The sequence below is a fragment of the Streptomyces sp. A1277 genome, assembly GCF_004795015.1.
Classification (GTDB): domain Bacteria; phylum Actinomycetota; class Actinomycetes; order Streptomycetales; family Streptomycetaceae; genus Streptomyces.
Genome location: NZ_SSBI01000011.1, coordinates 117,183 through 140,087, shown reverse-complemented (window position 1 = coordinate 140,087; position 22,905 = coordinate 117,183). Strand labels below are relative to the sequence as shown.

Below are 22,905 nucleotides of genomic sequence, written 5' to 3'. Positions count from 1 at the left end.
CCTCGCGGCGCGCGCGTTCAGCCTTCTGCGCCCGCTGCCCGCCTCGTCGGATCCGAGCCCCAGTCCCCAGGTGATTCCATGATCGGTCGCATTCCCGTCCTCGACGTCCATCCGCTCGTCGATTGCGGCAGAAGGCCCGCCAAGGCCGTTGCCGGTGAGACGTTCCAGGTCACCGCGACCGTCTTCCGGGAGGGTCACGACGCGGTCGCGGCCAATGTGGTGCTGCGCGGTCCGAGCGGGCGTCCGGGGCCGTGGACGCCGATGCGCGAGCTGGCCCCGGGCACCGACCGCTGGGGCGCCGAGGTGACGCCGGACGCCGAGGGCCGCTGGACGTACACGGTCGAGGCGTGGAGCGATCCGGTCGCCACCTGGCGGCACGCGGCGCAGATCAAGATCCCGGCGGGCATCGACACCGCGCTGGTGCTCGCCGAGGGCGCCGAGCTGTACGAGCGGGCCGCCGAGGGCGTGCCCAAGCGGGACGGCCGCGAGGCGGTGCTGGCCGCGGTCGACGCGCTGCGCGACGAGTCCCGGCCGGCCGAGGCCCGGCTCGCGGCGGCGCTCTCCCCGGAGGCCGGCCGGGCGCTGGCCCGCCACCCCCTGCGCGAGCTGGTCACGGCCTCGCGCCCGCACCCGCTGGTGGTCGAGCGCCGGCGTGCGCTGTACGGCTCCTGGTACGAGATGTTCCCGCGCTCCGAGGGGGCGAGGGCCGAACCCGCGAAGGCGCCGCGCAAGGGGCGCAAGACCAGGGCCGCCGCCGCGCCGGAGCCGCCCCGGCTCATCAGCGGCACCTTCCGCACGGCGGCCGAGCGGCTGCCCGCGGTCGCCGCGATGGGGTTCGACGTGGTCTATCTGCCGCCGGTCCACCCCATCGGCACGACCCACCGCAAGGGTCCGAACAACTCCCTGACCCCGGCCCCGCACGACGTGGGCGTGCCGTGGGCGATCGGTTCGGCGGAGGGCGGCCACGACGCGGTCCACCCGGATCTCGGCACCCTGGAGGACTTCGCCCATTTCGTGGAGACGGCTCGCAACCTGCGGATGGAAGTGGCCCTGGATTTCGCGCTCCAGTGCTCGCCGGACCATCCGTGGGTGGAGAAGCACCCGGAGTGGTTCCAGCACCGGGCCGACGGCACCATCGCCTATGCGGAGAATCCACCGAAGAAATACCAGGACATCTATCCGATCGCCTTCGACAGGGACATGGACGGAATCGTCGCGGAGACGGTGCGCATCCTGCGGTTCTGGATGGACCGGGGTGTGCGCATCTTCCGGATCGACAATCCGCACACGAAGCCGGTGGTCTTCTGGGAGAAGGTGATCACCGAGATCAACGGAACCGATCCCGATGTGATCTTCCTGGCCGAGGCATTCACCCGGCCCGCGATGATGCGCACCCTGGCCACCGTCGGATTCCAGCAGTCGTACACGTATTTCACCTGGCGCAACAGCCGGCAGGAAATCACGGACTACGTGACGGAGCTGGCCGGTGAGACCGCCTCGTTCATGAGGCCGAATTTCTTCGTGAACACCCCCGACATCCTTCCCGGATACCTTCAGGAGGGCGGCAGGCCGGCCTTCGAGGCACGGGCGGTGCTCGCGGCGACCCTCTCCCCCTCATGGGGGGTGTACGCGGGGTTCGAGCTGTGCGAGAACACCGCGATCCACCACGGCAGTGAGGAGTACCTCGACTCGGAGAAGTACGAGATCCGGCCCAGGGACTGGGAAGCCGCCGAGCGCGAGGGCCGTTCGCTGGCCCCGCTCATCACCTCGCTCAACCGGATCAGGCGCCGCCACCCGGCGCTGCAACAGTTGCGTGACGTGCATTTCCACTCGTCCGACAACGACGCCCTGATCGTGTACAGCAAGCGCTCCGGTTCGAACACTCTTCTGATGGTCGTCAACCTCGACCCGCACCACACCCAGGAGGCGACCGTCTCGTTGGACATGCCGCGACTCGGCCTCGACCGGCACGAGAGCGTGCCGGTGCGCGACGAGCTCACCGGCACTTCCTATCACTGGGGCAGGACCTTCTATGTGCGTCTGGAGCCGGGCGTGACGCCCGCGCACATCGCCGTCCTGCGACCGTCCCCGCCGACCGGAGGGTCACCCACACCATGATCGTCAATGAGCCCGTCCACGACCTGTTCGCGGACACTCCCGCCAAGGACCGCGATCCCGACTGGTTCAAGCGTGCCGTCTTCTACGAGGTCCTCGTCCGGTCCTTCCAGGACTCCAACGGCGACGGCATCGGAGACCTGAAGGGGATCACCGCCAAGCTGGACTACCTCCAGTGGCTGGGCGTCGACTGCCTCTGGCTGCCGCCGTTCTTCAAGTCGCCGCTGCGCGACGGCGGTTACGACGTCTCCGACTACACCGCCGTGCTGCCGGAGTTCGGCGACCTCGCCGACTTCGTGGAGTTCGTCGACGCCGCCCACCAGCGCGGCATGCGCGTGATCATCGACTTCGTCATGAATCACACCAGCGACCAGCACGACTGGTTCCAGCAGTCCCGGACCGATCCCGACGGGCCGTACGGCGACTACTACGTCTGGGCCGACGACGACAAGCAGTTCCAGGACGCCCGGATCATCTTCGTGGACACCGAGACGTCCAACTGGACCTTCGACCCGGTGCGCAAGCAGTACTACTGGCACCGGTTCTTCTCGCACCAGCCCGACCTCAACTACGAGAACCCGGCGGTGCAGGAGGAGATCATCTCCGCGCTCCGCTTCTGGCTGGACCTCGGCATCGACGGCTTCCGGGTCGACGCCGTGCCCTACCTCTACCAGCGCGAGGGCACCAACTGCGAGAACCTGCCCGAGACCCACAACTTCCTCAAGCGGGTCCGCAAGGAGATCGACGCCAACTACCCGGACACGGTCCTGCTGGCCGAGGCCAACCAGTGGCCGGAGGACGTCGTCGACTACTTCGGCGACTACCAGGGCGGCGGGGACGAGTGCCACATGGCGTTCCACTTCCCCGTGATGCCGCGGATCTTCATGGCCGTACGGCGCGAGAGCCGCTACCCGGTCTCCGAAATCCTGGCCAAGACACCGGCGATCCCCTCGGGCTGCCAGTGGGGCATCTTCCTGCGCAACCACGACGAGCTGACGCTCGAAATGGTCACGGACGAAGAACGCGACTACATGTACGCGGAGTACGCGAAGGACCCGCGGATGCGCGCCAACATCGGCATCCGCCGCCGCCTCGCCCCGCTGCTGGACAACGACCGCAACCAGATCGAGCTGTTCACCGCCCTGCTGCTGTCGCTGCCTGGCTCCCCGATCCTCTACTACGGGGACGAGATCGGGATGGGCGACAACATCTGGCTGGGCGACCGGGACGCCGTACGCACCCCGATGCAGTGGACGCCCGACCGCAACGCCGGCTTCTCCTCCAGCGACCCGGGGCGGCTCTACCTCCCCACGATCATGGACCCGGTCTACGGCTACCAGGTCACCAACGTCGAGGCGTCGATGGCCTCCCCGTCCTCGTTGCTGCACTGGACGCGGCGGATGATCGAGATCCGCAAGCAGAACCCGGCGTTCGGCCTCGGCACGTACAACGAACTGCCGTCGTCCAACCCGGCGGTGCTCGCCTTCACCCGGGAGCACGGGGACGACCTGGTGCTGTGCGTCCACAACTTCTCCCGGTTCGCGCAGCCCACCGAGCTCGATCTCAGGTCCTTCAACGGGCGTCATCCGGTGGAGCTGATCGGCGGGGTGCGCTTCCCCGCCATCGGTCAGTGGCCCTACCTGCTGACTCTCGCGGGACACGGCTTCTACTGGTTCCGGCTGCGCAAGGACGCGCCGCCGAACTGACCCGCGGCCGGTTCCCGGCCGCCACCGGCGGGGCGGTTTCCACCGCCCCGCACGGGGCAACCTCCCCCCATACCGGGTGGTTCAGGAAGCTTCCTGGATTCTCCTGGCGTTTCGATCCCCTCATGTCGAGTCCGTACGGATCATCCTGACCCGACACGTCCCGCACAGCCGGACAGCCAATGCCGCAATCCGGGACACTCTTCGCATCCTGTGGTGTGCCCGGGGAAAGGACGCGATGCCATGTCGGAGGCTGCATCCGCTCAGGTCACCCTGGCGAACAGCACAGCCCTGCTTCCGTCTCTCGGACCGCTGCTCCACGAATGGCTGCCCCGGCAGCGGTGGTTCGCGGGCAAGGGGCGGCCCATCACCGCCTTCTCGCTCGTCTCGGCCACCGAGATACTGCCGGTGGACCGCAGCGACGACGAACACACACCCGGGCTCCTGCACCTGCTGGTGCGGGTCCACCAGCCCACCATGCCGGCCCAGCCCCCCGTCGACTGCTACCAGTTGCTGCTCGGGGTGCGCTCCGCGCCGCCGCAGCACCTGGCGCCCGCCCTCATCGGCCGGGTGCCGGACGGGCCGCTGGCCGGCCTGACCGTCTACGACGGCCTGCACGATCCGCACCTGGCGTCCCTGCTGCTGGAACGATTGCGCATCCCCGGCCGGCTCGGCGCCGTCCGCTTCGACCGGGGCGCGGAGGCCATCCCCGAGGGCCTGCCGCCGCGCGTGCTGGACACCGAGCAGTCCAACTCCTCGCTGGTGTACGGCAACGCGTACATCCTGAAGATCTTCCGGCGGGTCTTCCCGGGCACCAACCCCGACCTCGAACTGCCGCTCGCGCTCTCCCGCGAGGGGTGCGGCCGGGTGCCCGCGCCCGTCGCCTGGTTCGAAGCCGCGACGCCGGAGCGGCTGACGCTCGGGGTGCTCCAGCCCTACCTGCGCGGCGCCCAGGACGGCTGGCAGCTCGCCCTGCGCGCCCTGGCCACCGGGCACGACTTCCTGGCCGAGGCCCACGCGCTGGGCCGGGCCACCGCCGAGGTGCACACCGCGCTCGCCGCCGCCCTGCCCACCCCGGTGCTCCGCCGCTCCCAGACCGACGAGCTGGCCGCCGCCATGGTCGAGCGTCTTGAGGCGGCCGCCCACGCGGTGCCGGAGCTGGTCCCGTACGTCCCCGGGCTGCGCACCGCCTTCGACGCGGTCGCCGCGCTCGGGCACCGGGGGCGCAGCTGGGCCGCCCAGCGGGTGCACGGCGACCTCCACCTCGGCCAGACCCTGCGCGGCACCGACGGTTTCTGGTCGCTGATCGACTTCGAGGGCGAGCCGGCCCGGCCGCTCCCGGAGCGCCGCAGCCCGCAGCCCCCGGTGCGCGACGTGGCCGGCATGCTCCGCTCCTTCGACTACGCGGCCCGCTCGCACCGGCCCTGGAAGCCCGAGTGGGCGGCCCGCTGCCGGGACGCCTACTGCGACGGCTACGCGGAGGCCGCGGGCGCCGACCCGCGCGCGGAGCCGGAGCTGCTGCGCGCCCACGAGACCGACAAGGCGGTCTACGAGGTGCTGTACGAGGCACGGCACCGGCCCGACTGGCTCCCGGTCCCGATGGCCGCGATCCACCGCCTGGCCTCCGCCACCGCCGACTGAGCCCCGTCCGCCATCCGCCCCACCCCACCACCCCCGAGGAGGCTGTCCCCGTGACCGCCCGCAAGCCGTCCCGCAAGCCCGAGCCCGCCGCGCCCGCCCCCGAGGCCCCACTCGACGGGACCCCGATCGCGGCCACCCTCTCCTCGCCCCAGGCCGCCGCACCCGCCGAGCACGCCAAGGCCGTCGCCGGACCGGCGGCCGGGACCCTGGCAGCGGCGGAGCCGGCCGCGCCACCGGCGAAGAAGCGCGCGACCCGGGCCGCGAAGAAGCCCGCCACGACCACGGCCGCCGCCCCGGCCAAGCGCGCCAAGAAGGCAGCGGCCCCGCCCCGCCCCCGCAGCGCCGGCAACCAGGGCCTTCACCCGGCCGCTCCCTGGGACCCGGCCGACCGGGGCCGGCTCCTGGCGGGTGAGCACCACGCCCCGCACGACCTGCTGGGCGCGCACCAGGTGCGCGGCGGGGTGGAGATCCGGGTGCTGCGCCCGTTCGCCCGGTCCGTCACCGTGCTCGCCAAGGGGCTGCGGGCGCCGCTGCACGACGACGGGGACGGCCTGTTCTCCGGTCTGCTGCCGGTGCCGGCGGTCCCGGAGTACCGGTTGCTGGTGGCCTACGACGACAACGAGATCGAGATCCACGACCCGTACCGCTTCCTGCCGGCGCTCGGGGAACTGGATCTGCACCTGATCGGGGAGGGCCGGCACGAGGAGCTGTGGACGGCGCTCGGTGCCCGGCCGATGGAGCACCAGGGCGTGGCCGGGACGCGGTTCACGGTGTGGGCGCCCAACGCCCGGGGTGTCCGGGTCTGCGGCGACTTCAACTACTGGAACGGCACCGGCTTCCCGATGCGGTCGCTCGGCTCGTCGGGGGTGTGGGAGCTGTTCCTGCCCGGGACCGGCGAGGGCGCGCTGTACAAGTTCGACATCTGCCGCCCGGACGGTTCGCACACGATGCGCGCCGACCCGATGGCCCGCCACACCGAGGTGCCGCCGGCCAACGCCTCGGTCGTGACGGCCTCGCACCACGTCTGGCAGGACCAGGAGTGGATGGCGAAGCGCGGGAACGTCCCCGTGCACGAGGCGCCGTTCTCGGTGTACGAGGTGCACCTGTCCTCCTGGCGGCCCGGTCTGACCTACCGGCAGCTCGCCGATCAACTTCCGGCCTACGTACGCGATCTGGGCTTCACGCATGTGGAGCTGATGCCGGTGGCCGAGCACCCCTTCGGCGGCTCCTGGGGCTACCAGGTCACCGGTTTCTACGCCCCGACCTCCCGGATGGGTTCGCCGGACGACTTCCGCTTCCTGATCGACGCGCTGCACCGGGCCGGGATCGGCGTCATCGTGGACTGGGTGCCGGCGCACTTCCCGCGCGACGACTGGGCGCTCGCGGAGTTCGACGGCCGCCCGCTGTACGAGCACTCCGACCCGAGGCGGGCCGCGCACCCGGACTGGGGCACCCTGGAGTTCGACTACGGCCGCACCGAGGTCCGCAACTTCCTGGTCGCCAACGCCACGTACTGGTGCGAGGAGTTCCACATCGACGGGCTGCGGGTGGACGCGGTCGCCTCGATGCTCTACCTCGACTACTCGCGCGAGGACGGCGACTGGTCGCCGAACGAGTTCGGCGGGCGGGAGAACCTGGACGCGGTCGCCTTCCTCCAGGAGATGAACGCCACGGTCTACCGCCGCAATCCGGGCGTGGTCACCATCGCCGAGGAGTCGACCGCCTGGGACGGGGTGACCCGGGCCACCGACCACGGTGGTCTGGGCTTCGGCCTGAAGTGGAACATGGGCTGGATGCACGACTCGCTGGTGTACGTCTCCAAGGAGCCGGTGCACCGCAAGTACCACCACAACGAGATGACGTTCTCGATGGTGTACGCGTACAGCGAGAACTACGTGCTGCCGATCTCGCACGACGAGGTGGTGCACGGCAAGCGCGCGCTGGTCAGCAAGATGCCCGGCGACTGGTGGCAGCAGCGCGCCACCCACCGGGCCTACCTCGGCTTCATGTGGGCCCACCCCGGCAAGCAACTCCTCTTCATGGGCCAGGAGTTCGCGCAGGGCGCGGAGTGGTCGGAGGGGCACGGCCCGGACTGGTGGCTGCTGGACCCCTCGTACGCGGCGGAGAGCGATCACCGCGGGGTGCGGACGCTGGTGAGCGATCTGAACCGGGTGTACGGGGCGACGCCGGCGCTCTGGCAGCGCGACACCCTGCCGGAGGGCTTCGCCTGGGTGGACGGCGGCGCGGCCGAGGACAACGTGTTCGCGTTCCTGCGCCACGACGCGAAGGGGGCGCCGCTGCTGGCCGTCTGCAACTTCTCGCCGGTGGTGCGGCACGACTACCGGGTGGGGGTGCCGGAGGGCCCCCGGGCGTGGGAGGAGGTCCTGAACACGGACGCGGCCCGCTACGGCGGCAGCGATGTGGTGAGCGGCGCGCCGCTGAAGCCGGAGGCGGTGGCGTCCCACGGCAGGGCGTCGAGCGTGGCGCTGACGCTGCCGCCGCTGGCGACGGTGTGGTTCAAGCCGGCGTGACGGGGTGACGGGGTGACGGGGTGACGTACCGAGGGGCGGGGGCCGGGTGGCCCCCGCCCCTCGGGGGCTCAGAGCACGTCCGCCAGCTCCTGGTGGAGCCGCCGCTTCGGGCGGGCGCCCACCATGGACTTCACCGGTTCGCCCGCGCGGAACACCATCAGGGTGGGCATCGACAGGACGCCGTAACGGGTGGTGATGCCCGGGTTGCGGTCGACGTCGATCTGCACGATCCGCAGCCGTTCGCGCTCCTCCTCGGCGAGGGCGCCCAGGACGGGGGCGAGCTGGCGGCAGGGGCCGCACCAGTCGGCGGTGAACTCCACCAGGACGGGCCGCCCCTCCCCCAGCACCTCGGTGTCGAAGGTCTCATCGGTGACCTCGTCGACACCCGTTATGTGGATCATCTGTCATCCTCCCAGTTCGCAGCGTGGTTCGGGGCCGCCGGGCAGTTCGGCGGACACCTCCAGCTCGGCGCGGGCCAGCTGGGCGCCCACCTCCGCGCGGACCGTCCGCAACTGCTCGATGAGCGCGTCCAGCTCGCCGAGCTTGCGCCGGTAGACGGCGAGCGAGCCGGGGCAGGCGTCCCCCGCGGGGTGCCCCGCCCGCAGGCACTCCACGAAGGGGCGGGTCTCCTCCAGGTCGAACCCGAAGTCCTGGAGGGTCCGGATCTGCTGGATCAGCCGCAGGTCGCTCTCGTCGTACGTGCGGTAGCCGTTCACCGCCCGCCGCGCGGGCAGCAGCCCGCGCGACTCGTAGTAGCGCAGCGTCCGCGTCGTCGTCCCGGCCCGTTCGGCCAGCTCCCCGATTCGCATACCGCGACCGTAATCCTTGACGTCGGCGTCAAGGCAAGGGAGGAAGGCGGGGCGGCCCGTCAGACCTTGGCCGGCTCGGGGGCCTCTTCGTAGCCGCCGTCCCGGGCCTCGGGGACGGCGTGCGGCTCGGCGGGGCCCTCGTCGTCGAGCATCTTCTCGTCGAAGGGGAGCGCGCCGGAGAGCACCTGGTCGACCCGCTCGCGGTCGATCTCCTTGGTCCAGGTGCCGACGAGGACCGTGGCCACCGCGTTGCCCGCGAAGTTCGTCAGGGCGCGGGCCTCGCTCATGAAGCGGTCGATGCCGACGATCAGGCCGACGCCGTCGACCAGCTCGGGGCGGTGCGACTGGAGGCCGCCGGCGAGGGTGGCGAGGCCGGCGCCGGTGACGCCCGCCGCGCCCTTGGAGGCGATCACCATGAAGACCAGCAGGGAGATCTGCTCGCCGATGCTCAGCGGGTCGCCCGTCGCGTTGGCGATGAACAGCGAGGCCATCGTGAGGTAGATGGCGGTGCCGTCCAGGTTGAAGGAGTAGCCGGTCGGCACGGTGATGCCGACGACGGGCTTGCTGACGCCCATGTGCTCCATCTTCGCAATCAGCCGGGGCAGGGCCGACTCGGAGGAGGACGTGGAGAGGATCAGCAGGAACTCGCGGCCGAGGTACTTCAGCAGCGAGAAGATGTTGAGCCCGGCCACCAGGCGCAGGATCGCGCCCAGCACCAGGAAGACGAAGAGCGCGCAGGTGACGTAGAAGCCGACCATGATCATCGCGAGGGACTTCAGCGCGTCCACGCCGGTCTCGCCCACCACCGCGGCCATCGCGCCGAACGCGCCGACCGGGGCCGCCCACATGATCATGGCGAGGATGCGGAAGACGAGGCGCTGGATGTGCCCGATGCCGCGCAGCACCGGCTCACCGGCCGAGCCCAGGGCCTGGAGCGCGAAGCCGGCGAGCAGGGCGATGAGCAGGGTCTGGAGGACCTCGCCCTCGGTGAAGGCGGACACGATGGTGGTCGGGATGGTGCCCAGCAGGAAGTCCGTGGTGGACTCGCCGGCCCCCGCCGCCTGCTTCTCGCCGGCGGCCCGGACCGCCTCGGTGATGTGGAGGCCGGAACCGGGCTCCAGGAGGTTGCCGACGACGAGGCCGATGGCCAGCGCGACGGTCGACATCACCAGGAAGTAGCCGAGGGCGAGCCCGCCGACGGCACCGACCTTGGCGGCCTTGCGGACCGAGCCGACGCCCAGCACGATCGTGCAGAAGATGATGGGCGAGATCATCATCTTGATCAGGTTCACGAACCCGGTGCCGATGGGCTTGAGCTCGACCGCGGCATCGGGAGCGACGAAGCCCACGAGGATGCCGAGGCCCACCGCCACGATCACGGCGAGATACAGGTATTTCGTACGGTCCGGCTTGGTGCGGTCCGGCTCGGTACGGTCCGGCTCGGCGGCGGCCACTGCCACGGGGGTCTCCTCGGGTCATCCTTGTCCCGCCCCCGTCCCTGGGGGCCCCGGCGACTATCCCGCCCGTTGTGACGCCGGTCACCCTTACGTGCATTTCGTTCACACGATTTCGGCCAGGCAGACTGGGGCCATGCCCCTCCGTCTCCTTACTGCCCGTCCGCGCAGCCTGGCCGGTCAGCTGTTCGCGATGCAGGTGGTGCTGGTGGCGGCCGTGGTCGCGGGGTGCGCGTTCTTCGCGTACGTCTCCGGGCGGGGGCAGGCCGAGGAGACGGCGACGCGGCAGGCGCGGGCGGTGGCCGTCGCGGTGGCCGGATCGCCGTCGGTGCGGGAGGCGATCCGCGCCCCGGACCCGTCGGCCGCGCTCCAGCCTTACGCGGAGCGGGTGCGCGAGGACACCGGCATCGCCTTCATCACCATCATGAGTCCGGACCGGGTCCGCTGGACGCACCCGGTCGCCGACCGGATCGGTGAGACCTTCCTCGGGCACACCGCGCGGGCGCTGCGCGGCGAGACGTTCTCGGAGACGTACACCGGCACGCTCGGCCCCTCGATCCGGGTGGTCACCCCGGTCCGCGACGGCGGCCGGATCACCGGGCTGGTCAGCGCGGGCATCACGGTGGACCGGGTCTCCTCGCAGGTGCGGGCCCAGCTGGGCGCGCTGGCGCTCGCGGCGGGCGCGGCGCTCGTGCTCGGCGGCCTCGGCACCTACGTGATCAACGCCCGGCTGCGGCGGCACACCCACGGGATGAACGCGGCGGAGCTGAGCCGGATGCACGACTACCACGAGGCCACCCTGCACGCGGTGCGCGAGGGGCTGCTGATGCTGGACGGGCAGCGCCGGATCGCCCTGGTCAACGACGCGGGCCGGGAGCTGCTGGGGCTGGCCCCGGGCACGGTCGGCCGCCGGGTCGCCGACCTCGACCTGCCGGCCCCGCTGACCGGGGCGCTGCTCGCCTCCGAGGAGCGGGTGGACGAGGTGCACCTGACGGCGGACCGGGTCATCGTCGTCAACACCCGTCCGGTGGTGGGCGGCGAGCGGCGGGGCACCGTGGTGACCCTGCGCGACCACACCGAGCTCCAGGCGCTGTCCGGGGAGCTGGACTCCGAGCGCGGGTTCACCCGGGCCCTGCGCTCCCAGGCGCACGAGGCGGCGAACCGGCTGCACACGGTGGTCTCGCTGATCGAGCTGGGCCGGGCGGACGAGGCGGTGGGCTTCGCCACGGCGGAGCTGGAGCTGGCCCAGGCCCTCACCGACCGGGTGGTGGGCGCGGTCGGCGAACCGGTGCTCGCGGCGCTGCTGCTGGGCAAGGCGGCGCAGGCCAATGAGCGGGGCGTGGAGCTGGTGCTCGCCGAGGACAGCCTGATCGACGACGGCGCCCTGCCCGCGTCGCTGCCCGCCCGCGATCTGGTGACGATCCTCGGCAACCTGATCGACAACGCGGTGGACGCGGTCACGGGCGTCTCCGAGGAGGGCGTACCCCCGCAGCGCACGGAGCCGCTGCCCCGGCGCGGGCGGGTCAAGGTCACCGCGCTCGCCGGGGACGGCGAGCTGCTGCTGCGGGTCGCGGACAACGGCGCCGGGATCGACCCGGCGGACGCCGCCGAGGTGTTCCGCAGCGGCTGGTCGACGCACGGCGCCGGGCGCGGACTCGGCCTGGCCCTGGTCCGCCAGGCCGCCCACCGCAGCGGCGGGACGGTGGCGCTGGAGCAGGGCGCGGACGGGGGCGCGGTGTTCACCGTACGGCTGCCGCTGCCCGAGCGCGGCGGTGTGGGCGCGGAGGGGACGTCGTGATCCGGGTCCTGGTCGTCGAGGACGACCCCGTCGCCGCCGACGCCCATCAGCTGTACGTGGGCCGGGTGCCGGGGTTCGCCGTGGCCGCCGTGGCGCACTCGCGGGCCGAGGCGGTGCGGGCGCTGGAGCGCACCCCGGTCGATCTGCTGCTCCTGGACCTCTACCTGCCCGACGGGCACGGCCTGACGCTGCTGCGCTCGCTGCGCGCGGCCGGTCACTCGGCGGACGTGATCGCGGTGACCTCGGCCCGGGATCTGGCGGTGGTCCGCGAGGGGGTGTCGCTGGGGGTCGTCCAGTACGTGCTGAAGCCGTTCACCTTCGCGACCCTGCGGGACCGGCTGGTGCGGTACGCGGAGTTCCGGGCGGCGGCCGGGGAGGCGAGCGGGCAGGACGAGGTGGACCGGGCGCTGGCCACGCTGCGCGCCCCGGAGCCCGCCCGGCTGCCCAAGGGGCTGAGCGGCCCGACGCTGGAGGCGGTGACGGGTGCGCTGCGGGCGGCCCCGGACGGGGTGACGGCCGCGTCGGCCGGCCAGGGGCTCGGGATCTCCCGCATCACCGCGCGCCGCTATCTGGAACACCTGGTGACGGTGGGGCGGGCGGTGCGCAGTCCGCAGTACGGGCAGGTCGGACGCCCCGAGCTGCAGTACCGGTGGCGGGCAGAGGGGCGCTGACCGGTGCCAATGGTCCCCTCTTGGGGCTTTTGCGCCTAGGACCTTCCTATGAGCCGTATTCTCGGGCGAACACACCGTAGTCAGACCGGCTCCGGCCTCCTACGGTGGGGCCGTGCACCCCTCCCCGCCTTTCAACGCCCCCGCCGCGCGAAGACTTCGCGAGGCCCTGGGGATGGCTCCCGGCCACGTCGCCTACGGCCTCGGCGCCCAGTACGGACTACGGATCACCGCCGAGACGGTGGCCGCCTGGGAGCGCGGGCTCGCCCTCCCCACCGAGTACGAGCTCACCGCGCTCGCCGGGGTGCTGTGGTGCGCCCCGGGCGAGCTGCTGACCGCCGCGCGCAGCCTGCGCGAGCACCGGGTCTCCCGGGAGCTGGCGCCGGACGAGCTGGCCGCGATGGTGGGGATGGCCACCTCCGCGTATCTGCGGATGGAGGAGTCGGGGCGGTGGCGGGGCAACGAGCGCCAGTCCACCGCGCTCAGCGAGGCGCTGAGCCTGACGCCCGCCGACTTCGTGGCGGCGACCGGGCGCGAGGAGGAGCTGGCCGAGCTGCTGCGCAGCGCGGTGACGACGCGCTGGCAGGCGTACACCCGGCCGGTGGCCAAGCTGGTGCCGCTGGACCGGCGCCGCCTCCAGGTCGTGCTGGAGCGGCTGCACGGCGACTACCAGGCGCTGATGGTGTCCACGCTCAGCTGGAGCAGCGCGGGCACGGACCGGGCGGGCAACTCGGGTGAGGAGGGCCGGGCGTTCCTGGCCCGGATCGTGCCCCGGTTCTGGGAGGCGGCCGACCCGCAGGGGTGACGGGAAAGGGGCCCGCGTCGCGGGCCCCTTTCCCGTCGCACGACGGGTGCCTCAGAAGACCGACTCGGCCTCGCGCATCCGGTCCAGCGGGACCGTCTTGAGCTGGGTGACCGCCTCGGCGAGCGGCACCATCGCGATGTCGTTGCCGCGCAGGGCGGTCATCCGGCCGAAGTCACCGCGGTGCGCCGCCTCCACCGCGTGCCAGCCGAAGCGGGTGGCGAGCACCCGGTCGTACGCGGTCGGCGTGCCGCCGCGCTGGACGTGGCCGAGGATGACCGGACGGGCCTCCTTGCCGAGCCGCTTCTCCAGCTCGACGGCCAGCCGGTTGCCGATGCCCTGGAAGCGCTCGTGCCCGTACTGGTCGATCTCGCCCTTGGCGTACGGCATGGAGCCCTCGGCCGGGTGCGCGCCCTCGGCGACGCAGATGACCGCGAACTTCTTGCCGCGCGCGAAGCGCTCCTCGACCATCTTGACCAGGTCGTCGACCTGGAACTTCCGCTCGGGCAGGCAGATGCCGTGGGCGCCGCCGGCCATGCCGGACTCCAGCGCGATCCAGCCCGCGTGGCGGCCCATCACCTCGACCACCATCACGCGCTGGTGGGACTCGGCGGTGGTCTTCAGACGGTCTATGGCCTCCGTCGCGACGCCCACCGCGGTGTCGAAGCCGAACGTGCGGTCGGTGGAGGAGATGTCGTTGTCGATCGTCTTGGGGACGCCGACGACGGGCATCCCGGCGTCCGACAGCATCCGGGCGGCGGTGAGCGTGCCCTCGCCGCCGATCGGGATCAGCGCGTCCATCCCGTAACGCCGGCTCAGCTCGGCGCAGTTCTCGGCCGCTTCGCGCAGCCGGTCGCGCTCCAGGCGGGCCGAGCCGAGGATCGTGCCGCCCCGGGCGAGGATGCCGCTGACCGCGTTGAGGTCGAGGGGGCGGAAATGCCCGTCGAGAAGGCCCTTGAAGCCGTCCTCGAATCCGATGACCTCGTCGCCGTGGCCCACCACGGCGCGGTGCACGACCGAGCGGATCACTGCGTTCAGGCCAGGGCAGTCGCCGCCTGCGGTGAGAACTCCGATGCGCATCCTGCTGTATCTCCTGCTCGCTGGGGTCCGTCCGTCGGCATGCGGGGCGGGGGCTTCGTCCGCCTCCCCCGTACCGTGAGTCACGACGAGTGTCCCACGCCGGGCGCGCACCTCGCGCTCCCGGTCGTTCCCCGGCCGCCTGCGGAGGTGTTCGGGGGGCAGTCGTCCGGCGGGCGGCCCCTCGGCCCCCGCGGGTATCGTCAAACGGGCGATACCACCCGAACCGGGCAAGGTACCGGACCAGAGATGACGGGAGAGCACGCGTGACGCGCAGCGTGTACGTGACCGGGATCGACCGGGGAGACGGCCGCCAGGTCGTCGATCTGGGCGTGATGGAGCTCCTGACGCGTCAGGTGGACCGGGTCGGGGTGTTCCGGCCCCTGGTCCACGACGACCCCGACCGGCTGTTCGAGCTGCTGCGGGCCCGCTACCGGCTGTCCCAGGACCCGGGCACCGTCTACGGGATGGACTACCACGAGGCGTCCGCGATCCAGGCCGAGCAGGGCACCGACGAACTGGTCTCCCGGCTGGTCGAGCGCTTCCACCGGGTGGCCGTGGACTACGAGGTGGTGCTCGTCCTCGGCACCGACTTCGCCGCCACCCAGCTCCCCGACGAGCTGGCGCTCAACGCCCGGCTGGCCAACGAGTTCGGCGCCTCGGTGATCGCGGTGGTCGGCGGCAAGGACCAGAACGCGGAGTCGGTGCGCGCCGAGACCCGCAACGCCTACCGCGCGTACTCGGGGCTCGGCTGCGACGTCCTCGCGATGATCGTGAACCGGGTCGCCCCGTCCGACCGCGAGGTCGTCGCCGAACGCCTCACCGCCACCCTGCCGGTGCCCTGCTCGGTGCTGCCCGACGAGCCCGCCCTCGCGGCGCCGACGGTCGCGCAGATCGCCGCGGCGCTGGACGGCACGGTACTGCTGGGTGACGACGCGGGTCTGGCGAGGGACGCGCTGGACTTCGTCTTCGGCGGCGCGATGCTGCCGAACCTGCTGAAGGCGCTGACCCCGGGGTGCCTGGTGGTGACGCCCGGGGACCGCGCGGACCTGGTGGTCGGCTCGCTCGCCGCGCACAGCGCCGGGACGCCGCCCATCGCGGGCGTGCTGCTGACGCTGAACGAGCGGCCCGGCGAGGAGATACTCACGCTGGCCGCACGGCTCGCACCGGGCACCCCGGTCGTCTCGGTGGCCGGCGGCTCCTTCCCCACCGCCGGGGAGCTCTTCGCCCTGGAGGGCAAGCTGAACGCGGCGACCCCGCGCAAGGCGGAGACCGCGCTCGGCCTCTTCGAGCGCCATGTGGACACCGGCGCCCTCCTCGACCGGATCTCGGTCGCCCGCAGCGGCCGGGTCACGCCGATGATGTTCGAGCACGAGCTGCTGGAGCAGGCCCGCGCGGACCGCCGCCGGGTGGTGCTGCCGGAGGGCACCGAGGAGCGCGTGCTGCGGGCGGCCGACGTCCTGATGCGGCGCGACGTCTGCGACCTCACCCTGCTCGGCGACCCCGACGTCATCCGCAAGAAGGCCGCGGACCTCGGCATCGACCTGGCCGCCACCCAGCTCATCGACCCGCAGACCTCGGAGCTGCGCCAGGCGTTCGCGGAGCGGTACGCACAGCTGCGGGCCCACCGCGGGGTGACGGTCGAGCTGGCGTACGACGTCGTCTCGGACGTCAACTACTTCGGCACCCTGATGGTCCAGGAGGGCCTGGCCGACGGCATGGTCTCCGGGGCGGTGCACTCCACGGCGGCGACGATCCGCCCCGCGTTCGAGATCATCAGGACGAAGGGGGCCGAGCGGAGCTCGTCAGGCAGGGTGGCGGCGGGCGATGGGGGGACCAGGCCCGATGCCTCGATCGTCTCCTCGGTCTTCTTCATGTGCCTCGCCGACAAGGTGCTGGTGTACGGGGACTGCGCGGTCAACCCGGACCCGGACGCCGAGCAGCTCGCGGACATCGCCGTCCAGTCCGCCGCGACCGCGGCCCGCTTCGGCGTGGAGCCCCGGATCGCGATGCTCTCGTACTCGACGGGGACCTCGGGCAGCGGCGCGGACGTCGACAAGGTGCGGGAGGCGACGGACCGGGTGCGCGAGAGCCGGCCGGACCTGAGGATCGAGGGCCCCATCCAGTACGACGCGGCGGTCGAGCCGAGCGTCGCGGCGACGAAGCTGCCCGGGTCCGAGGTCGCGGGCCAGGCGACGGTCCTGATCTTCCCGGATCTGAACACCGGCAACAACACCTACAAGGCCGTGCAGCGCTCGGCGGGCGCCGTGGCCGTCGGCCCGGTGCTCCAGGGGCTGCGCAAGCCCGTCAACGACCTGTCCCGGGGCGCGCTCGTCCAGGACATCGTCAACACCGTGGCCATCACGGCGATCCAGGCGCAGGGCGAGGAGTGACCCGCATGACCACCCCGAACACCGAAGACGCGGCGGCGGCCGGGAGCCCGAGCCGGGTGCTCGTGCTCAACTCCGGCTCGTCCTCCGTGAAGTACCAGCTGCTCGACATGCGCGACCGCTCCCGGCTCGCGTCCGGGCTCGTCGAGCGGATCGGCGAGGAGACCTCCCGGCTCGTCCACACCCCGCTGACCGGCGGCGGGGGCGAGCGCCGGGAGCGCGAGGGCCGGATCGCCGACCACGACGAGGCGCTGAGGGCGGCCGCCGACGAACTGGCCGCGGACGGGCTCGGCCTGGACTCCCCCGATCTGGCGGCGATCGGCCACCGGGTGGTGCACGGCGGGCTGCGGTTCACCGAGCCGACCGTGGTCACCGACGAGGTGCTGAAGGAGATCGAGCGCCTGGTCCCGGTGGCGCCGCTGCACAACCCGGCCAACATCACGGGCATCCGCACCGCCCAGGCGCTGCGCCCCGACCTGCCGCAGGTGGCGGTGTTCGACACGGCGTTCCACACGACGATGCCGGAGTACGCGGCGCGGTACGCGATCGACGTGGAGACGGCCGACGCGCACCGCATCCGGCGCTACGGCTTCCACGGCACCTCGCACGCGTACGTCTCCCGCAAGGCGGCCCAACTGCTGGGCAAGGAGCCGGAGGAGGTCAACGTCATCGTGCTGCACCTGGGCAACGGGGCGTCGGCCTCGGCGGTCGCGGGCGGGCGGTGCGTGGAGACGTCGATGGGACTGACCCCCTTGGAGGGGCTGGTCATGGGTACGCGTTCGGGAGACATCGATCCGGCCGTCACCTTCCACCTGAAGCGGGTGGCGGGGATGTCGGCGGACGAGATCGACGTCCTGCTGAACAAGAAGAGCGGCCTGGTGGGGCTGTGCGGTGACAACGACATGCGGGAGATCCGGCGCCGGATCGACGAGGGCGACGAGCGTGCCGCGCTCGCCTTCGACGTCTACGTCCACCGGCTGAAGAAGTACATCGGCGCCTATTCGGCGGTCCTCGGCCGGGTGGACGCGGTGGTGTTCACGGCGGGGGTCGGGGAGAACTCGGGCCCGGTGCGGGAAGCTGCGATCGCCGGTCTGGAGGAGTTCGGCCTGGTGGTGGACGCGGATCTCAACGCCGTACGGTCCGGGGTGCCGCGGCTGATCTCGCCGGATTACGCACGGGTCGCGGTCGCCGTGGTGCCGACGGACGAAGAGCTGGAGATCGCCAACCAGACCTTCGCACTGGTCGACAACTGAGCGCCCCCGCGCCCCTTTGTATCTTCCACCAGCCGGAATATTCCGCAGCGAAACAAACCGATAGGATCCGCCTCATGCGCCGTTCCAAAATCGTCTGCACCCTCGGCCCCGCCGTCGACTCCCATGAGCAGCTCGTCGCTCTGATCGAGGCCGGCATGAGCGTGGCCCGTTTCAACTTCAGTCACGGCTCCCACGCGGAACACCAGGGTCGTTACGACCGGGTCCGCAAGGCCGCCGCCGAGACCGGGCGGGCGGTCGGCGTGCTCGCCGACCTCCAGGGCCCGAAGATCCGCCTGGCGAAGTTCGCCGAGGGTCCGGTCGAACTGGTCCGCGGGGACGAGTTCGTCATCACCGCCGAGGACGTCCCCGGGGACAAGTCGATCTGCGGCACGACCTACAAGGGCCTGCCCGGTGACGTGACCAAGGGCGACCCGATCCTGATCAACGACGGCAACGTCGAGCTCAAGGTCGTCTCCGTGGACGGCCCCCGGGTCCACACCATCGTCATCGAGGGCGGGGTGATCTCCGACCACAAGGGGATCAACCTGCCGGGCGCCGCGGTCAACGTCCCGGCCCTGTCCGAGAAGGACGTCGACGACCTGCGCTTCGCGCTGAGGATGGGCGCCGACATGGTCGCGCTCTCCTTCGTCCGGGACGCCGACGACGTCAAGGACGTCCACAAGGTGATGGACGAGGAGGGCCGCCGGGTCCCCGTCATCGCCAAGGTGGAGAAGCCGCAGGCCGTCGAGCACATGGAGGGCGTCGTCATGGCGTTCGACGGTGTGATGGTCGCCCGCGGCGACCTCGCCGTCGAGTACCCCCTGGAGCGGGTCCCGATGGTGCAGAAGCGCCTGGTGGAGCTGTGCCGGCGCAACGCCAAGCCGGTGATCGTGGCGACCCAGATGATGGAGTCCATGATCACCAACTCGCGGCCGACCCGCGCCGAGGCGTCCGACGTCGCCAACGCGATCCTGGACGGCGCGGACGCGGTCATGCTCTCCGCGGAGTCCTCGGTCGGCGCGTACCCGATCGAGACGGTCAAGACGATGTCGAAGATCGTCGTCGCCGCCGAGGAGGAGCTGCTCTCCAAGGGCCTCCAGCCGCTGGTCCCGGGCAAGAAGCCCCGCACCCAGGGCGGTTCGGTGGCCCGCGCGGCCGCCGAGATCGCGGACTTCCTGGACGGCGCGGCGCTGGTCGCCTTCACCCAGTCCGGCGACACCGCCCGCCGTCTCTCCCGCTACCGCGCCGCCCAGCCGATCCTGGCCTTCACCACGGACGAGTCCACCCGCAACCAGCTGGCCCTCAGCTGGGGCGTCGAGGCCCACGTCGTCCCGCACGTGGACAACACGGACGCGATGGTGGACCTGGTCGACTCGGAGCTGCTGAAGCTCAACCGCTACAACGCCGGCGACACCATGGTCATCACGGCCGGCTCGCCCCCCGGCGTCCCCGGCACCACCAACATGGTCCGCGTCCACCACGTGGGCGGCCAGGGCCAGGGCTGACCGCGCCCGGACCGCGTACGACGACGGGCCGCACCCCGAGGGGTGCGGCCCGTTGCCGTCGCGCGGAGGGCTTCGGCGTCAGCCGGATGCCTTGGTGAAGTAGTTCTGCAGGCCGGGGACCGTCAGCGTGCCGCCGAACTGGCCCGCCTGGGTCACCTTCACCTTGGTGAAGAAGGCGAACGGGACGTTCAGCGGGGGCGGGGTCTCGGGGCTGAAGGTGATCGGGATGAGGCCGAAGAGGTTGCCCTTCAGCTCCTCCGTGTACATCGTCACCGTGCCGTTCCTGATGGTGGACGTGGAGCCGCTGCGCGCCTTCACGTGGCCGGTGACGCCCGCCTGGGGGCCGACCGTCAGCTGGTGCAGGTCCTTGATGTCGATCGAGGACGCGGTGAACTTCAGCACCTTCTTCGTGCTGCCGTCACCCTTCTGCACCTCGACGATGCCCTTGTAGTCGAGCCCGTTCAGGGTGAGGAGCGAACTCTCCAGGATCCACGGGTCGTTGGGCAGGCGCGGGATGCCCTGCTCCAGGTTCGCGTTGGCCAGGGCCTCCGGGTCCGCGGTCGGGCACGGGAACGGCTGCTTGGCGCCGTCCGGGATGTCCTCGTCCTTCTTGGCGTCGGTGCCCTTGACGTCCTCGTCCAGCTCCTCGACCGTCTTGCCCGCCTTGCCGGCCGCCTCGCGGATGGCTTCGGTGGTCTTGTCGGCCGTGCCCTTCGCCGCGTCCGCGGCCTTCTCGACCGTCTTCTCGACGGGCTTGTCCGCGGTCTCGTCCGCGGTCTCATCGGCGGCCTTGTCGGTCGTCTCCGCGGTGGCGGACGCCGACGGCTTCGGGGCCGTGGTGGTGGCGCTCGGGGACGGGATCGCCGTCTCCTTGTCCGGGCCCTCGAAGAGCTTCTTGAGCGCGTCGCCGAGGCCCAGCGGGTCGAGCGGGTCGGTCGACTTGGTGGGCGACGGGGTGGCGCTCGGGGTCTCGGCCGGGGCGACGTCGGTGCTCTTCTTCGCGGTGTCGGCGGCGGAGTCCCCGGCCGAGTCCTCGGCCGGGCCGGAGTCCGGCTCCGCGGCGGTCGGCGACGGGGTGTCCGCCGGCTTCGAGCTCGCCTGGTCGCTCGTCCCGGGCGTCGGCCCGCTGCTCTCGCTCGCCGACGGGGACGGCGTCGACGACGCCGAGGGCGACGGGTCGGCCGACTCGCTCGGCTCGTCGGAGCGGGTCACACAGGGGCCGGGCGCGAAGGGTATGTCCGCATTGTCGTCGGCCATCGCCAGCCTGGGGGTGAGCCCCATCCCGACGAACACCGCCGTCGGCATCGCGGCGAGCGCGAACGCCTTCTTGCCCGCGGGCATGTGCAGCTTCGTCAGCAGGGACTTCTTCGGGGCGGCGTGGCGCGGCCCTCTTCGCTCCTGGAGCCCGCTGTCGTCCGCGCGGTTCAGCTGCTTGTCGTCACCCCGCACGATGCCTCCCGCCGTCGGCCTCGACCGTGGTGTCGCGGGGGGCCGGCTGCTGCTCGGGGACGCCCGCGCCGTGGAGCGCGCCGCCGGGGTAACCGGCGGCCTGCTCGTCCTTGGCGAACGGGTGGGTTTCCGGGGCCACTTCGCCGGGAGCGGCGCCGAGCGGAGGAAGCTCTTCAGGGGCTCCGAGCGGGGCAAGCTCCTCCTCTTCCGCCGACGCCTCGCCCGGCGCCCACGAGATGGAGAGCGCGCCGCCGAGCAGGGCGAACAGGAAGCCGATCAGGAAGCCGCCGATGTTGGCGACGGGTATGGAGATGAGGGCCAGCAGGATCGCCGCGACACCGGCGAACACCCGGACGATGTGGTGGAACCACATGGTCAGGCCCAGCGTGATCAGCAGGACCCCGATGATGAGCGAACCGGCACCCGCCGTGGTCGACATCGCCAGCGTCATGTTGCCGAGGTGCATGTTCGCGTACGGGAAGTACGCGATGGGTACACCGCCCAGCATGGTGAACAGTCCCGCCCAGAACGGCCGGTCACCCCGCCAGGTGCGGAAGCCTCGCCGGGTGACGGAGAGGTAGTGCTCGTTCTGCCCTTGGGATTCGGGGCTCATGGAAAACAGCTCCCTGGAACCGGTACTGCTGTGAAAGAGAAGGGTGGGCGGCCGGGAACCGCTGTGTGCCCCCGGCCGCCCGGGCGAGTGCTTAGTAGCACTCCTTGACGCCCTTGTGCAGCTTCAGGGACAGCCCCGGCAGCTTGAACGTTCCTGCCGTGGTGGCCCACGCCTGCTGGCGCACCTTCGTCAGCTTGGCGTGCTCGGCACGCTGCGAGAAGCCGTACGGGTTGGCCTGCGTGCCGGGCTGGATGCCCGGGTTCTTCAGCGAACCCGCGGCCACGCCGATGTCGATGTTGGTGAACTCGGCGTCGGCGTCGAGCTGCGAGACATCGAGGTAGATGTCCTTGGCGTAGACCTTGTCCTTGCCGGTGCCCGCCTTGAGCTGCAGCGTGACGTTGCCGAGGCCGAACGGCAGGTCGGGCGTGACGACCGACTGGCACATGTTGCTGATGGTGGCCTCGCTGAACCCGGACACCGCGACCGGAGCGGCCTGGTCGTTGCCCTTGAGGTCCTTGCCCGTCGCGACGCTGCCGTACTGGACGAAGTTCTCGCCGATCAGCTCATCCGCGCTGACCTTGAACTCCTGGCCCGACACGCTGAAGGACGCGGCGAGCGCGCCCTGTGCCAGACCGACGCCGACGGCGGCGGTGGCTATGACGCTCGGCACCATGACGACAGCGAAACGCTTCCATCTCGTGCCACCGCGAACCTGGGAACTCATACTTTTCCTCCTTCTCGGACGTACATCTCCGGTCTGGCATCCTGCCCGACCTGGGAGGGGAGAAGTGCTACGTCCTCGGAAAGAGAGCGCCCGCAAACGGAGGCTTGTACCGCGTCCGAATCACCGGCGATCACCCCCGAGCGACAACCACTGGCCACGCGTTCGCGCGACCTGATCGGACAGGCCCTGCCGGTCGGCAGGAACCCCCCTGTCCGGAGCCGGCGCCACTGCCGCCGGCCCGCCCGGTGGGGACCCAACGGAGCCGCCGCACCGACTGGCTGCCGGACTGGCGTTATTGGACCGAGCGTGGCCGATCGTGGTCCATTCCCGGCCCTCGCACAAGGGGGTTCGTTACTCGCTAGTAACGGCCCGA

At 71.6% G+C, this 22,905-nt stretch carries 17 protein-coding genes; 10 read left to right on the top strand and 7 right to left on the bottom strand.

What is annotated here, in order from left to right:
- Positions 1–78 precede the first annotated feature (78 nt).
- The 4 genes from E6R18_RS10275 (at position 79) to glgB (ending at position 7,990) form a co-directional block, all read left to right on the top strand.
- Positions 79–2,118 carry an alpha-1,4-glucan--maltose-1-phosphate maltosyltransferase gene (locus tag E6R18_RS10275; RefSeq protein ID WP_136316551.1) on the top strand — a complete coding sequence of 680 codons (2,040 nt, stop codon included), beginning with the start codon at positions 79–81 and terminating at the stop codon, positions 2,116–2,118.
- Positions 2,115–3,821 carry a maltose alpha-D-glucosyltransferase gene (treS, locus tag E6R18_RS10270; RefSeq protein WP_136316550.1) on the top strand — a complete coding sequence of 569 codons (1,707 nt, stop codon included), beginning with the start codon at positions 2,115–2,117 and terminating at the stop codon, positions 3,819–3,821. Before E6R18_RS10275 ends, treS begins: the two co-directional genes overlap by 4 nt.
- Before the next feature lie 240 nt (positions 3,822–4,061).
- On the top strand, positions 4,062–5,459 hold the full coding sequence (locus E6R18_RS10265; RefSeq protein ID WP_136316549.1) for a phosphotransferase: 1,398 nt from the start codon (positions 4,062–4,064) through the stop codon (positions 5,457–5,459).
- Between the two features lie 50 nt (positions 5,460–5,509).
- Positions 5,510–7,990, top strand: a complete 2,481-nt coding sequence (gene glgB / locus E6R18_RS10260) for a 1,4-alpha-glucan branching enzyme (RefSeq protein ID WP_136316548.1) — start codon at positions 5,510–5,512, stop codon at positions 7,988–7,990.
- Between the two features lie 68 nt (positions 7,991–8,058).
- On the opposite strand, the gene trxA is transcribed toward glgB, so the two are convergent.
- From trxA to E6R18_RS10245, 3 genes are read right to left on the bottom strand one after another with little or no spacing between them, the layout of a single operon-like run.
- A complete protein-coding gene (gene trxA, locus E6R18_RS10255; RefSeq protein WP_136316547.1) occupies positions 8,059–8,391 on the bottom strand; it encodes a thioredoxin in 333 nt (110 codons plus the stop codon).
- A gap of 3 nt (positions 8,392–8,394) precedes the next feature.
- Positions 8,395–8,799 carry a MerR family transcriptional regulator gene (locus E6R18_RS10250; protein ID WP_136316546.1) on the bottom strand — a complete coding sequence of 135 codons (405 nt, stop codon included), beginning with the start codon at positions 8,797–8,799 and terminating at the stop codon, positions 8,395–8,397.
- 59 nt (positions 8,800–8,858) lie between these two features.
- Positions 8,859–10,253 carry a cation:dicarboxylase symporter family transporter gene (locus E6R18_RS10245; RefSeq protein WP_136316569.1) on the bottom strand — a complete coding sequence of 465 codons (1,395 nt, stop codon included), beginning with the start codon at positions 10,251–10,253 and terminating at the stop codon, positions 8,859–8,861.
- A 136-nt stretch (positions 10,254–10,389) separates the two neighbouring features.
- Here E6R18_RS10245 and E6R18_RS10240 point away from each other — a divergent pair, with 136 nt between their 5' ends.
- From E6R18_RS10240 to E6R18_RS10230, 3 genes are all read left to right on the top strand, one after another.
- Positions 10,390–12,051 (top strand): ATP-binding protein, encoded by a 1,662-nt coding sequence (locus tag E6R18_RS10240; RefSeq protein ID WP_136316545.1) that lies wholly within the window; start codon positions 10,390–10,392, stop codon positions 12,049–12,051.
- Positions 12,048–12,722 (top strand): response regulator, encoded by a 675-nt coding sequence (locus E6R18_RS10235; RefSeq protein WP_136316544.1) that lies wholly within the window; start codon positions 12,048–12,050, stop codon positions 12,720–12,722. The genes E6R18_RS10240 and E6R18_RS10235 overlap by 4 nt, the downstream gene beginning before the upstream one ends.
- A gap of 172 nt (positions 12,723–12,894) precedes the next feature.
- Positions 12,895–13,524, top strand: coding sequence for an XRE family transcriptional regulator (locus tag E6R18_RS10230; RefSeq protein ID WP_136316568.1), 630 nt, complete (start codon positions 12,895–12,897; stop codon positions 13,522–13,524).
- A gap of 51 nt (positions 13,525–13,575) precedes the next feature.
- On the opposite strand, the gene E6R18_RS10225 is transcribed toward E6R18_RS10230, so the two are convergent.
- Positions 13,576–14,601 carry an ATP-dependent 6-phosphofructokinase gene (locus E6R18_RS10225; protein WP_136316543.1) on the bottom strand — a complete coding sequence of 342 codons (1,026 nt, stop codon included), beginning with the start codon at positions 14,599–14,601 and terminating at the stop codon, positions 13,576–13,578.
- 263 nt (positions 14,602–14,864) lie between these two features.
- Between E6R18_RS10225 and pta the strand changes: the two genes are divergently transcribed.
- From pta to pyk, 3 genes are all read left to right on the top strand, one after another.
- On the top strand, positions 14,865–16,991 hold the full coding sequence (pta, locus tag E6R18_RS10220) for a phosphate acetyltransferase (protein ID WP_136316542.1): 2,127 nt from the start codon (positions 14,865–14,867) through the stop codon (positions 16,989–16,991).
- 5 nt (positions 16,992–16,996) lie between these two features.
- The gene (locus E6R18_RS10215) at positions 16,997–18,241 is read left to right on the top strand and encodes an acetate kinase (RefSeq protein ID WP_136316541.1); all 1,245 of its coding nucleotides are present in this window, start codon (positions 16,997–16,999) and stop codon (positions 18,239–18,241) included.
- A 74-nt stretch (positions 18,242–18,315) separates the two neighbouring features.
- The gene (gene pyk, locus E6R18_RS10210; RefSeq protein WP_136316540.1) at positions 18,316–19,746 is read left to right on the top strand and encodes a pyruvate kinase; all 1,431 of its coding nucleotides are present in this window, start codon (positions 18,316–18,318) and stop codon (positions 19,744–19,746) included.
- 78 nt (positions 19,747–19,824) lie between these two features.
- On the opposite strand, the gene E6R18_RS10205 is transcribed toward pyk, so the two are convergent.
- The 3 genes from E6R18_RS10205 to E6R18_RS10195 all read right to left on the bottom strand — a co-directional run bounded on the left by E6R18_RS10205 (position 19,825) and on the right by E6R18_RS10195 (position 22,532).
- A complete protein-coding gene (locus E6R18_RS10205) occupies positions 19,825–21,195 on the bottom strand; it encodes a hypothetical protein (RefSeq protein ID WP_136316539.1) in 1,371 nt (456 codons plus the stop codon).
- A complete protein-coding gene (locus tag E6R18_RS10200) occupies positions 21,185–21,808 on the bottom strand; it encodes a DUF6114 domain-containing protein (RefSeq protein ID WP_136316538.1) in 624 nt (207 codons plus the stop codon). Before E6R18_RS10200 ends, E6R18_RS10205 begins: the two co-directional genes overlap by 11 nt.
- A gap of 91 nt (positions 21,809–21,899) precedes the next feature.
- Positions 21,900–22,532 carry a DUF6230 family protein gene (locus E6R18_RS10195; RefSeq protein WP_136316537.1) on the bottom strand — a complete coding sequence of 211 codons (633 nt, stop codon included), beginning with the start codon at positions 22,530–22,532 and terminating at the stop codon, positions 21,900–21,902.
- Between the last annotated feature and the right edge of the window lie 373 nt (positions 22,533–22,905).

Bases quoted from the DNA above. Each gene is read 5' to 3' on its own strand.
- E6R18_RS10275 (WP_136316551.1), top strand. From the start codon at position 79: ATGATCGGTCGCATTCCCGTCCTCGACGTCCATCCGCTCGTCGATTGC.
- treS (WP_136316550.1), top strand. From the start codon at position 2,115: ATGATCGTCAATGAGCCCGTCCACGACCTGTTCGCGGACACTCCCGCC.
- E6R18_RS10265 (WP_136316549.1), top strand. From the start codon at position 4,062: ATGTCGGAGGCTGCATCCGCTCAGGTCACCCTGGCGAACAGCACAGCC.
- trxA (WP_136316547.1), bottom strand. From the start codon at position 8,391: ATGATCCACATAACGGGTGTCGACGAGGTCACCGATGAGACCTTCGAC.
- E6R18_RS10250 (WP_136316546.1), bottom strand. From the start codon at position 8,799: ATGCGAATCGGGGAGCTGGCCGAACGGGCCGGGACGACGACGCGGACG.
- E6R18_RS10240 (WP_136316545.1), top strand. From the start codon at position 10,390: ATGCCCCTCCGTCTCCTTACTGCCCGTCCGCGCAGCCTGGCCGGTCAG.
- E6R18_RS10230 (WP_136316568.1), top strand. From the start codon at position 12,895: ATGGCTCCCGGCCACGTCGCCTACGGCCTCGGCGCCCAGTACGGACTA.
- E6R18_RS10225 (WP_136316543.1), bottom strand. From the start codon at position 14,601: ATGCGCATCGGAGTTCTCACCGCAGGCGGCGACTGCCCTGGCCTGAAC.
- E6R18_RS10215 (WP_136316541.1), top strand. From the start codon at position 16,997: ATGACCACCCCGAACACCGAAGACGCGGCGGCGGCCGGGAGCCCGAGC.
- pyk (WP_136316540.1), top strand. From the start codon at position 18,316: ATGCGCCGTTCCAAAATCGTCTGCACCCTCGGCCCCGCCGTCGACTCC.
- E6R18_RS10200 (WP_136316538.1), bottom strand. From the start codon at position 21,808: ATGAGCCCCGAATCCCAAGGGCAGAACGAGCACTACCTCTCCGTCACC.
- E6R18_RS10195 (WP_136316537.1), bottom strand. From the start codon at position 22,532: ATGAGTTCCCAGGTTCGCGGTGGCACGAGATGGAAGCGTTTCGCTGTC.